Source organism: Saccharopolyspora sp. 6M (assembly GCF_020176775.1).
Taxonomy (GTDB): Bacteria; Actinomycetota; Actinomycetes; order Mycobacteriales; family Pseudonocardiaceae; genus Saccharopolyspora_C; species Saccharopolyspora_C gregorii.
Genome location: NZ_JAIUJZ010000195.1, coordinates 1 through 10,899 on the forward strand (window position 1 = coordinate 1; position 10,899 = coordinate 10,899).

Annotated in this window: 11 protein-coding genes; 8 read left to right on the plus strand and 3 right to left on the minus strand. The window is 71.4% G+C overall.

Annotated features, from left to right (window positions below):
• Window positions 1–243: 243 nt before the first annotated feature.
• Complete coding sequence (locus LCD31_RS23020; protein WP_224961150.1) at window positions 244–1,575, plus strand: sialidase family protein; 1,332 nt, start codon at window positions 244–246, stop codon at window positions 1,573–1,575.
• A 253-nt stretch (window positions 1,576–1,828) separates the two neighbouring features.
• Here LCD31_RS23020 and LCD31_RS23025 read toward each other — a convergent pair whose 3' ends face one another.
• Both LCD31_RS23025 and LCD31_RS23030 read right to left on the minus strand, forming a co-directional pair.
• Window positions 1,829–3,043: an alpha-hydroxy acid oxidase gene (locus LCD31_RS23025; protein ID WP_224961152.1), complete on the minus strand. Its 1,215-nt coding sequence runs from the start codon at window positions 3,041–3,043 to the stop codon at window positions 1,829–1,831.
• A 190-nt stretch (window positions 3,044–3,233) separates the two neighbouring features.
• A complete protein-coding gene (locus tag LCD31_RS23030) occupies window positions 3,234–3,800 on the minus strand; it encodes a phospholipase (RefSeq protein WP_224961154.1) in 567 nt (188 codons plus the stop codon).
• 175 nt (window positions 3,801–3,975) lie between these two features.
• Between LCD31_RS23030 and LCD31_RS23035 the strand changes: the two genes are divergently transcribed.
• From LCD31_RS23035 to LCD31_RS23045, 3 genes are all read left to right on the plus strand, one after another.
• A complete protein-coding gene (locus tag LCD31_RS23035) occupies window positions 3,976–4,692 on the plus strand; it encodes an alpha/beta fold hydrolase (RefSeq protein ID WP_224961156.1) in 717 nt (238 codons plus the stop codon).
• 113 nt (window positions 4,693–4,805) lie between these two features.
• A complete protein-coding gene (locus LCD31_RS23040; RefSeq protein ID WP_224961158.1) occupies window positions 4,806–6,119 on the plus strand; it encodes an ATP/GTP-binding protein in 1,314 nt (437 codons plus the stop codon).
• Window positions 6,116–6,445, plus strand: coding sequence for an RloB family protein (locus tag LCD31_RS23045; protein ID WP_224961160.1), 330 nt, complete (start codon window positions 6,116–6,118; stop codon window positions 6,443–6,445). Before LCD31_RS23040 ends, LCD31_RS23045 begins: the two co-directional genes overlap by 4 nt.
• Before the next feature lie 6 nt (window positions 6,446–6,451).
• Here LCD31_RS23045 and LCD31_RS23050 read toward each other — a convergent pair whose 3' ends face one another.
• Complete coding sequence (locus LCD31_RS23050) at window positions 6,452–6,985, minus strand: amino-acid N-acetyltransferase (protein ID WP_224961162.1); 534 nt, start codon at window positions 6,983–6,985, stop codon at window positions 6,452–6,454.
• Between the two features lie 207 nt (window positions 6,986–7,192).
• Here LCD31_RS23050 and rimO point away from each other — a divergent pair, with 207 nt between their 5' ends.
• The 4 genes from rimO to LCD31_RS23070 all read left to right on the plus strand — a co-directional run bounded on the left by rimO (window position 7,193) and on the right by LCD31_RS23070 (window position 10,392).
• The gene (gene rimO, locus LCD31_RS23055; RefSeq protein ID WP_224961164.1) at window positions 7,193–8,632 is read left to right on the plus strand and encodes a 30S ribosomal protein S12 methylthiotransferase RimO; all 1,440 of its coding nucleotides are present in this window, start codon (window positions 7,193–7,195) and stop codon (window positions 8,630–8,632) included.
• Window positions 8,629–9,246 carry a CDP-diacylglycerol--glycerol-3-phosphate 3-phosphatidyltransferase gene (pgsA, locus tag LCD31_RS23060; protein WP_224961166.1) on the plus strand — a complete coding sequence of 206 codons (618 nt, stop codon included), beginning with the start codon at window positions 8,629–8,631 and terminating at the stop codon, window positions 9,244–9,246. The genes rimO and pgsA overlap by 4 nt, the downstream gene beginning before the upstream one ends.
• Window positions 9,243–9,707, plus strand: coding sequence for a CinA family protein (locus LCD31_RS23065; protein WP_224961168.1), 465 nt, complete (start codon window positions 9,243–9,245; stop codon window positions 9,705–9,707). The genes pgsA and LCD31_RS23065 overlap by 4 nt, the downstream gene beginning before the upstream one ends.
• A 190-nt stretch (window positions 9,708–9,897) precedes the next feature.
• Complete coding sequence (locus LCD31_RS23070) at window positions 9,898–10,392, plus strand: helix-turn-helix domain-containing protein (protein WP_224961170.1); 495 nt, start codon at window positions 9,898–9,900, stop codon at window positions 10,390–10,392.
• The last annotated feature ends 507 nt before the right edge of the window (window positions 10,393–10,899 follow it).

The following is a 10,899-nucleotide window of genomic DNA, read 5'->3' on the forward strand; positions in this document are numbered from 1 at the left end:
TTCTGCGCTACGTCCAGGGGCTGCGGGACTGGTCGGCGGGCCTGCTGGCGTGCCGGCCGGACACGGCGCCGCGGGACGCGGGGCCGCCCCCCCCCGCCCCCCCCCCCCCCCCCCACCCGGGGGGGGGCCCGTCGTCGTTCCAGCGGTGATCTTCCTCTCCGAAATGGTCCCGACGTGTGCTTTTCACCGGCACGACACCGCCGTTCAGGGGAGTGGTGGAAATGTGCCAACGGGGTTCACGTCGTGATCACCGTCGGATATGTTCTGCGCCGCTCCTCGATCGAAGGGTTCGCGATGAACGGCAAGAAAGCACGAGCCGGTGCCGCCACCGCGCTGTCGGTGCTGCTGCTCGCCGGCTGGTACCAGGCGAACGCCTGGGCAGACCCGCCGGCCACCGACCCGGTGCCGATGGACGTCTCGAAGGGCGAGATGTTCCGGCAGGGCGGCAGCAGCTACCCGCGGCTGGTCCGGCTGGAGAACGGCGGCTTGGCGAACGGCCGCGTCCTGGCCAGCATGACGACCTACGTGGACAACGCCGGACGTGCGGTGATCTACGAGAGCACCGATGACGGGAAGTCCTTCCAACCCGTCGGCGAGATCCGCGACCCGGCGGGCGAGAACGCCAAGGGCATGTGCTGCTCGACCCTCTACGAGCTGCCCCGCCAGGTCGGGGACATGCCCGCGGGAACCCTGCTGTGGGCGGGCACCGCGGGCGTCGGCGACGACGAGGAGAACCGCACCAGCAGCGTCCGGCTGTGGCGCAGCGACGACCACGGCCGGAACTGGACCTTCATGTCCGACGTCGTGGCGAAACCGCCGGGTCCGGGAATCTGGGAACCGGAGTTCACCGTCTCCGCGGAAGGCGATCTGGTCGCCTTCTACTCGGACGACATGGACCCGGCGCACGATCAGAAAATGGTGCAGGTCCGGTCGAAGGACGGCATCACCTGGACCGATGAACGCGATGCGATCAAGCAGGACGAATTCCGGGTCCGGCCGGGCATGGCGGGCGTTCGGCAATTGCCGGACGGCACGTACGTGATGACCTACGAGATGTGCAACTTCGACCCGGTGCACACCTGCACGGTGTGGATGCGGACCTCGCCGGACGGCTGGGACTGGGGCGACCCCTACGACCCCGGCACCGAGATCGTCTCGGACACGGGTGGGCAGCCGCTCGGCACGCCGACGATCACCTGGGCGCCGGGCGACGACCCGAACGGCAGGCTCGTCCTCGCCTACCAGATGCTCGGCGGGGACGAAGGCGGCTGGGCGCCCGGCAACGGCCGCACCCTGATGGTCAACGACCACCCGTCCGACCTGTCCACCGGCTGGCGCGAGATCGACGCCCCGGTGCACATCGACCACAACCAGGGCAGCACCTGCCGCGGGTTCAGCCCGTCCGTCCTCCCCACCGAGGATGGGAAGTCGCTGATCCACGTCGTCACGGACTTCGAGAAGTACATCGGCGGGCCGTGCGAGGCGTTCTTCGGCACCGGCCCCATCGACGGCGACGGCGACGCGGCGACCGCGGACACCGGCCGCACCCCGCTCGACCCGCGCCCCGGGCGCTGAGTTCTCCGGTATCCGCGCCTGTTGCGTGGTGCGCGCGTGGCGGAACCTCAGCGGTTCCCCCGCTGCGGGATCGTTTTCACCGGTGGCTCCGCCACAGGCGAAAACGCTGTCCTCGCGAGGGAACCGCTGAGAACCCGCGGGTGGTCCGGCTGCTTTGGTGGTCGCTGTTCAGCGGCTTCGCCGCTGACAGGAGAACGACACTCCCGCAGCGCAGGGGCGAGGGGCGGCGCGTCCACCCGGAACCCCGCTGCGATCAGGTGCGCAGCGTCGCGTGGGACTCGGTCAGCTCGGCCAGCGAGGTGACGCCGAGCAGCCGCATCGTGCGCTCCACCTCGGTGCGCAGGATGTCCACCGCGCGCTGCGCGCCGCGCTCCCCGCCGGCCATCAAGCCGTACAGGTAGGCCCGCCCCACCAGGCAGGAGTCCGCGCCGCGCGCCACCGCGGCGACCACGTCCGCGCCGCTGAGGATCCCGGTGTCCAGCAGGATCTCCGCGCGGTCCCCGACGGCCTCCCGCACCCGCGGCAGCAGCTCCAGCATCGTCGGCGCCCGGTCCAGCTGGCGGCCGCCGTGGTTGGACAGCACCACCGCGTCCGCGCCCAGCTCCACGACCTTCGCCGCGTCGGCCGCGTTCTGCAGGCCCTTGATGACCAGCGGTCCGTCCCACGCCTCCCGCAGCCACTCGACGTCCGCGAAGCTCAACGAGGGGTCGAACATCTCGTTGATCAGCTCGGCGACGGTGCCCTCCCAGCGGTGGAAGGAGGCGAACGACAGCGGTTCGGTGGTGAGCAGGTTGAGCCACCACGCCGGGTGCAGCGCCCCGTCCGCGATCGTCTTCACCGTCAGCGACGGCGGGATCGTCAACCCGTTGCGCACGTCCCGCAGCCGCGCGCCCGCCACCGCGGTGTCCACGGTGAGCATCAGCGCCTCGTACCCGGCGGCCTGCGCGCGCTGCACCAGGTCGCGGCTGGCCGCGCGGTCCCGCCACACGTACAGCTGGAACCACTTGCGGGCGCGCGGCGCGGCGGCGGCGAGGTCCTCGACGGAGGTGGTGCCCATCGTCGACAGGGCGTACGGGATGCCCGCGCGCTCGGCGACCCGCGCCACCGCGGGCTCGCCCTCGTGGTTCATCATCCGGGTGAAACCGGTCGGGGCCAGCGAGAACGGCAGCGCGGAGTGCTCGCCCAGCACCGTCGTGCTCGTGTCCACCGTGGACACGTCGCGGAGCACGGAGGGGTGGAACTCGACGTCGTGGAACGCGCGCCGGGCCCGCCGCAGGCTCGTCTCGCTCTCGGCGGCGCCGTCGGTGTAGTCGAAGACCGCGCGCGGGGTGCGGCGGCGCGCGATGGCGCGCAGGTCCGCGATGGTGTGCGCGTTCGACAGCCGCCGCTCGGTGGGGTTCAGCTTCGGCGGCTCCACCCGCAGCAGCGGGCGCAGCTCGGACCAGCGGGGGATCTGCCGCCGCACCATCGGGCACCGTCCTTCCACGTCGTCGTGATCGACGTGGCCGACCCTATCCGGCGGCAGCGCCCGGAGGCACCGCCGAAGACGAGCGGGGGCGGCCACCTGGTGACCGCCCCCGCTCCTCGCCCGGGCCTCGATCAGCACCGCCGATCGAACCTCGATCAGCTTGCCGACCAGTCCCCGGGCCACCCGCCGATCAGGCCTGGAACAGCACCCGCTCGCCGCTGCGCGTCTTCGCCTCGAAGCCGATGACGCGCCCGGAGTCGGCCTGCACCGGGGTGATCTCGGCCTGCTCGACCGCGTCCGCGGTGGAGGTGCCCGCGCCGCCGAACTGGCGCACCGCCGCGTAGTAGACGTTCGCGGCCGCCTTGCACAGCCCGTCGTCGGCGCAGACCGAGTACATGTCCGCCTTGAAGTTGTCGTCGACGCGCAGCCGGCCGTCGTCGGTGAACCGGTCCTGCGCCTTGTAGTTGCGGTAGCCGAAGTCGTGCCGGTCGCAGCTGGTGGAGAAGTCGAAGCCCAGCGGCTCGTCCGGCGAGTAGGAACAGCTGTCCGAGGACCAGTCCAGCTGGTCGGCGTGCGGCTGCTCGGACCGCAGGTCGACGAAGTCGTCCAGCGAGGTCTCGAACAGGTACTGGTCGGTGATCTGCCGCAGCTCGCCGTCGGACAGGTCCGCGTGCGCGGTACCTGCGGACAGCAGCAGCACGGCGCCCGCGGCAGCGGAAGCGACGAGGCCGCGGCGGATTCGTGCGGAACGGAACACGAGGTCTCCTCGGGTCAGGGTGGGGCCTGCACAGATCACCCAGTGTTATAGCGGTTGCACGCGGTGCGCGCGGGACTGATCGGGTTTTCAGCAGGTGAACCGGGGATGTCGCGACGGCCGGAGCAGCCCGGCCGGCGCGGCTAGGCTGGTGATCACCACGAGCGGAGGGGGACCGGTGCGGCTCAGCACGACGGTGTTCGGCGACGGCCCGCGCGAGGTCGGCCTGGTGCACGGGCTCGGCCAGTCCGGGGCGCTGTGGGAGGACTTCGCCGCGCCGCTGGCGGCGAGCGGGCACACGGTGATCGCGGTGGACCTGCGCGGCCACGGCGACAGCCCGCGGGGTTCCTCCTACCTGGTCGACGACTTCGCCGCGGACCTGGTCGACACGTTGCCCACCGGGCTGGACGTGCTGGCCTGCCACTCGCTGGGCGGGGCGATCGTGCCGCGCGCGATCGGCCGGCTCGCGCCGAAGCACGCGCTGTACCTGGATCCCGGGTTCCGGCTGGCGCTGCCGACGAGCGGGCTCCGGGCGCGGCTGTTCTGGGCGGCGCCGCTGGTCGGCCTGCTGATCAGCGCGCTGGGCCGCCGCGACCAGCGGCGCCGCGCGGAGGCCGCGCACACCCCGCGCACCCGGGAGCTCACCGCGCGGGCCAAGCGGGGCTTCGACCGGAGCATGATCAGCGCGGTGTACCGGGACATCGCCCACCACCCGTTCCCGGCCGCCGCGCCGGAGGTCCCCAGCACCGTCGTCCTCTCCGGCGAAGGCGAAGCGGTCGTGCCCGCCGACCTGGCCCGCCACGGCTGGGACGTCCGCCGCCTGTCCGAACTCACCCACGAGTTCTGGCTGGAGAACGCCGACAGGACCACCGAAGCCGTCGCCGACCTCTTCTGACCCGGGTCCGCCCGATGGTGTCGGCGCGGACACGCCCGTCGAGGTACCTCCGGGCTGTTCTTTGCGGTTAACTTGCACGAGAATGCTCGAAGCTCGACCTCGGAAGGTGTCCCATGCTCCGGAGCTTCCGGCTCGGCAACCACCGCTCGTTCGCGGAGGAGCAGGAGTTGCTGCTGATGCCCGCCTACGACAGGACGCGCGAAGTCCTGCCGGTGGCGGCGATCTACGGGGCCAACGCCTCGGGCAAGTCCAACCTGCTGGACGGGCTGCGGTTCATGCGGTCGGCAGTGGTGGATTCCTTCGGCCACTGGGACGCGGACGGTGACGATGGTGTGCCGAGGCGACCGTTCCGGCTCGACCCCGCGCTACGAGCAGAACCTTCGACCTTCGTCGTCGAGCTGCTCATCGAGTCCGTCCGCTACACCTACGGGTTCGTCCTGGACGACTCCGCCGTGCGCGAGGAGTGGCTCTACTCGTATCCGGAGAACCGGCGCCGGGTGCTCTTCGAACGCGAAGGTCGCGAGGTGAAGTTCGGCTCGACCGTCCGGACGGCGAAGGTCAAGCGCGAGGTGCTGGAGGAGATGACCAGGGAGAACGCCCTGCTGCTCTCCGTGGCAGGGCAGTCCCGGTTCGAGGAGGTCCAGCCGGTTCACCGGTGGTTCGTGCGCACCTTGCGCTTCCGGCGATCCGCGGCGGGCCGCCCGGCGATGTTCGGAGCTCGACGACTCGCCGGATTCCTGGAGCGCGACGACGCGTCGAGGGAGCAGGTGTTGAACCTGATCCGAGCGGCGGACCTCGGTATCGCGGATGTCCAGGTGGAGCGACGCGAAGATCGCAGCCTGATCGATTCGTACCTCGGGCGCGCGAAGCGGGCCGAGGAAGCGGGCGAATCCGAGGAAGCGGACCGCTTGAAAGCCCGCATTGCCGAACTGGAGGCTCGCGGCCTGGATGTGGAGATGCTGCTCAAGTTCGCGCACGCGGAAGGCGGCGGCGAGCTGTTCGAGCTCCGAGACGAATCGCAAGGCACGCAGCAGTGGGTCGGGCTGCTGCCGGTAGTCCTGTCCGCGCTCCACGACGGCTCCGCCCTCGTCGTCGACGAGATCGACACCAGCCTGCACCCGTTGCTCACCTCCCGGCTGATCGGACTGTTCCGCGACGAGCGGATCAACACACGCCAGGCCCAGCTGATCCTCACCACCCACGACACGAGCCTGCTCGGCACGATGCTCGACGAGGAGTCCCTCCCACGTGATTCGGTGTGGTTCGTGGAGAAGGACCGCGCCGGGCGGAGCTCGCTCTACGCGCTGTCCGACTTCAAACCGCGCAAGGGCGAGAACCACGAACGGCGCTACCTGCACGGCAGTTACGGCGCGGTCCCGTTCACGGCGGCCGAGCGATTCGCGGAGGCGTTCGGGGTCGACCGGTGACCCGCCGGGAGAACAGGGGCGGTCGTCGTCGGCCCAAGGCGAAGATCAGGCTGGCCGTGTCCAACCCGTGCATCGAGTACTGGCTGCTCCTGCACTTCGAGGAGTACGACGGCGCGTTGCTCGACTACGCGGCGGCCGCGCGCAGGCTCAAGCGCCACGTGTGCCACTACGCGAAGGCGTCGATCGCCTTCGACGACTACCGGGAAGGCCTCGCGGACGCCCGCGCGCGGGCGGAGCGCAGGTGCGAGCACGAGTGCGAGCACCAGCGGAACCCGTCCAGCGGGGTCTGGCGCTTGGTCGACGTGATGGACGGGCGCCCCGGCTGAGCCGGGTCAGCGGGGGAGTTCGAGGAGCATCCGGGTGTTGCCGAGGGTGTTGGGCTTGACGTAGGGCAGGTCGAGGAATTCGGCGACGCCTTCGTCGGCGGAGCGGCGCATCTCGTCGTAGACGTCGGGGGAGACCGGGGCGCCGTCGATCGGGCGGAAGCCGTGGCGGCCGAAGAACGAGGTCTCGAAGGTGAGCACGAAGACCCGGGCCAGCCCGAGCTCGCGCGCCAGGCCGACGAGCCTGCCGACGACCTGGTGGCCGACGCCGCGGCCGCGGGCCAGCGGGTCGACGGCGACGGTGCGGATCTCGGCCAGGTCCTCCCACAGCACGTGCAGCGCCCCGCAGCCCACCAGGCGGGGCGCCCCGGCCTCGCCGGCCAGTTCGGCGACCCAGAACTCCTGGACGTGCTCGTAGAGCGTCACGAGTTCCTTGGCCAGCAGTACCTTGCCCGCGTACGAGTCGACCAGGGCCTTGATCCCCCGGACGTCGTCGACCCGAGCACGCCGAATCGATATCGCCCCAGTCGCATAGTCATGCATGGCGGGAATGCTACCTTTCCCGCGCCACGCGGGTCGACGCTCCGCGACGAACGCAACGCGACCGCACACCGGCCCGCCGCGGGGCGAGGTCATCACCCGGCGTGAACCCGATCCCGGGCCGCCGCCCGCCGGTGCGCTCAGCGGACCTGCGGGCCGCTCGCCGGGCGCGGGCGCAGGGCCGCCGGACCCGGCGGCTAACCTCGGGTCATGCCAGCAGGGTCCACACCGCGCCGAGTGTCCATGGTCACTCTGGGTTGCGCGCGCAACGAAGTCGATTCCGAAGAGCTCGCGGGAACCCTGCACGAGCACGGGTGGGACCTCGTCGACGGCGCCGACTCCGCGGACGTCGTGGTCGTCAACACCTGCGGATTCGTCGAATCCGCGAAGAAGGACTCGGTGGACACGCTGCTGGCCGCCTCCGACACCGGCGCGAAGGTCGTCGCCGTCGGCTGCATGGCCGAGCGCTACGGCCAGGAGCTCGCCGAGCAGATGCCGGAAGCCGACGCCGTGCTCGGCTTCGACCACTACGGGCAGCTCGCCGAACGGCTCGACGACGTGATCGAGGGCAAGCCCCTCGCCTCGCACCAGCCGCGGGACCGCCGCACCATGCTGCCGATCACCCCGGTCGCGCGGCCCGCCGCCGCCACCGAGGTCGCCGTGCCGGGCCACGGCTGGGTGCCTTCCACCCGGGTGAGCAGGCGCAGGCTGGACAACGCGCCGGTCGCCTCGCTCAAGCTCGCCTCCGGCTGCGACCGGCGGTGCACCTTCTGCGCCATCCCCGCCTTCCGCGGTTCCTTCCTGTCCCGCAAGCCCGACGAGATCCTCGGCGAGGCGGCCTGGCTGGCCACCCAAGGCGTGCGGGAGCTGTTCCTGGTCAGCGAGAACTCCACCTCCTACGGCAAGGACCTCGCCGACCCGCGCGCCCTGGAGGCGCTGCTGCCGCGGCTCGCCGGGATCGACGGCATCGACCGGGTGCGGGTGTCCTACCTGCAGCCCGCCGAGACCCGTCCCGGGCTGGTCCGCACCATCGCCACCACGCCCGGCGTCACCCCCTACTTCGACCTGTCCTTCCAGCACGCCAGCGAGACCGTGCTGCGGCGGATGCGGCGCTTCGGCTCCACCGAGTCCTTCCTCGGGCTCATCGAGCAGATCCGGGAGCTCGCGCCCGAAGCGGGCATCCGCAGCAACGTGATCGTCGGGTTCCCCGGCGAGACCGAGGAGGAATACGCGGAACTGCGCGACTTCCTCACCAGGGCCCGGCTGGACGCCGTCGGCGTGTTCGGCTACTCCGACGAGGACGGCACCGAGGCCGAGGGCTTCGACGGCAAGCTCGACGAGGACGTCATCGCCGAACGCGTCACCGAGCTGTCCGCGCTCGTCGACGAGCTCACCGACCAGCGCGCCGAAGACCGCATCGGCGAGCAGGTGCGGGTCCTGGTCGAGCGCGGCGCCGATCACGAGGACGGCTGCGCGGGCCGCGCCGAGCACCAGGGGCCCGAGGTGGACGGCGAATGCCTCGTCGTCGATCCTGGGAACGTCGTCGTCGGCGACGTGCTCCGCTGCGAAGTGGTCGGCAGCGAAGGCGTGGATCTCGTGGTCCGCCCGACCGGCGATGCCGAACGGCAACCGTCCGGGGGGACGACATGAGCGCCGACGGCGCGGCTTCGGGAGCGGGGCCCGAGACCCGTCCGGTGCCGCTGCTCAACATCGCCAACGTGCTCACCGTGTCCCGGCTGCTGCTGGTCCCGGTGTTCCTGGTGGCGCTGCTGCGGGAGGACGGCCACCAGCCGCTGTGGCGCTGGGTGGCGCTGGCGGTGTTCCTCGTCGCCGCCATCACCGACCGCATCGACGGCGAGCTCGCCCGCAGGCGCGGCCTCATCACCGACTTCGGCAAGATCGCCGACCCGATCGCGGACAAGGCGCTGACCGGAGCCGCCCTGGTCGGGCTCAGCCTCGTCGGCGACCTGCCGTGGTGGGTCACGCTGTTGATCATCGCACGTGAGCTGTTCGTCACACTGCTGCGGTTCTGGGTGATCCGGCACGGCGTGATCCCGGCCAGCCGCGGCGGCAAGCTCAAGACGCTGCTGCAGGCCATCGCGATCGTCGCCTACCTGCTGCCGCTGGGTGAGCTGATCGACCCGCTGCGCTGGGTCATCATGGGCGCCGCGGTGCTGGTCACGGTCGTGACCGGGCTCGACTACGCGGTGCGGGCCTGGCGGCTGCGCGCAATGGGCAGGCGCACCGGGGGCGCGGGCTCGTGAACGCCGCCGCCGAACTCCTCGGCCTCCTCCGCGACCGCGGGGAGACCGTCGCCACCGCCGAATCGCTCACCGCGGGCCTGCTCGCGGTCACGCTCACCGACGTGCCCGGCGCCAGCGACGTGGTGCGCGGCGGGCTGATCGTCTACGCCACCGACCTCAAGGAACGGCTCGCCGGAGTGGACGCGGAACTGCTGGCCCGCGGCGGTGCCGTGCAGCCCGCCGTCGCCGAACAGCTGGCCACCGGCGCCCGCGAGCGCTGCGCCGCGACCTGGGGTGTCGGCCTCACCGGAGTCGCCGGACCCGATCCGCAGGACGGCGCGGAACCCGGCACCGTGCACCTCGGATTCGCCGGCCCGAACGGGACGAACGTGCTGTCCACCAAGCTCGCCGGTGATCGCGCCGGAGTGCGGGCGGCGGCCGTTCGAGTGGCGTTGGAACACTTCACGACAGTGCTGCGTTGAACGTCCCGGACGTGTCCGCGCGCCCCAGCGCTGCGGAATCGTCGCCGAATCGCGCACGCGTGGTGGCGCCGAGAACGTTCGCCCTCGGCGGATTGGCGGATGATCGCTCTCGCGACGGCGTTGCGATGAGTAACGTAGGGGGCGTTGACGCGTAGCGCACGATGTAAGCGACGAAGGAGGGAGGCGCGCGATGACCGTGTTGTTGCGGGAAGCAGTCGGTGAAAGGCTGCGCCGCGCCCGGACCGCTCAATCTCGTACGCTGCGAGATGTCTCGCGCGCCGCCCGGGTGAGCCTCGGCTACCTCTCGGAAGTGGAGCGGGGACGCAAGGAGGCTTCGAGCGAACTGCTGGCCTCGATCTGCGGTGCATTGGACCTGCCGCTGCCCGAACTGCTCGTCACGGTCGCGGGTGACCTCGACGGGTCGGGCACCGTGCTCACCCCGGCGATGGTCGAACAGCGCGGCGCCGCCGACTTCGACGGTGGCCGCCTGGTGCCGAGCCTGATGGGTGCCGACCTCGCCGACACCGAGCTGTCCGGTGCCGACTTCGCCGACGCCGAAACCGCGGGCGTCGAGGCGCAGCTCTCCAGCGAGGACCTCACCGAGGAGCACCGCCTGCAGCCGGTGCTCAGCCAGCGGATCAGCGCACCGGTGCGCAGTTCCGGTGGCGTGGTCGTCGCCGCCTGACATCCGTGGTCGCGCGGGGTGGTGCACCCCACCGCCCCGCGCGCGGCGGAACCTCCTCGCGCCCTCGTGCGTTGATCGGGTGGACCGCGTGGAACCGCGGCCGCGACCCGGGCGCGGGCCCGGTCGGCGGTGCTGGTTCGATCATGGCGTGACCGCTCGGGGGTCACCGGGGGAAAATCCCGGAGATCTTCGCATCCTGGTGGAACCGGACACCGTGCCCTGACACGATGGGTTCGGCGGCACCATGAGAATGGGACACGACACGGCTGGAACCGGCACGCGCCGGACCTCGGGCATCGGGTCGAGGTCCGCGGTCGCGACACGCGCACGGGCAGCACCGGCAGGAGAGAAGGCAGGCGGAGGAGATGGCCAATCCGTTCGTGAAGTTCTGGAAGTACCTGATGGCGTCGGGGTGGGGGCAGTGCGAAGCTCACACCCCCCCCCAAGTGGACGGACACCCCGCCCAAGCGGGTGGGCCCCCCCACCCACCAGCCCACAGACCCAAAG

Coding starts and splice junctions, on each gene's coding strand:
- rimO (WP_224961164.1), top strand. CDS start 7,193: ATGCCAGCAGGGTCCACACCGCGCCGAGTGTCCATGGTCACTCTGGGT.
- LCD31_RS23025 (WP_224961152.1), bottom strand. CDS start 3,043: ATGGTGCGGCGGCAGATCCCCCGCTGGTCCGAGCTGCGCCCGCTGCTG.
- LCD31_RS23070 (WP_224961170.1), top strand. CDS start 9,898: ATGACCGTGTTGTTGCGGGAAGCAGTCGGTGAAAGGCTGCGCCGCGCC.
- LCD31_RS23050 (WP_224961162.1), bottom strand. CDS start 6,985: ATGCATGACTATGCGACTGGGGCGATATCGATTCGGCGTGCTCGGGTC.
- pgsA (WP_224961166.1), top strand. CDS start 8,629: ATGAGCGCCGACGGCGCGGCTTCGGGAGCGGGGCCCGAGACCCGTCCG.
- LCD31_RS23040 (WP_224961158.1), top strand. CDS start 4,806: ATGCTCCGGAGCTTCCGGCTCGGCAACCACCGCTCGTTCGCGGAGGAG.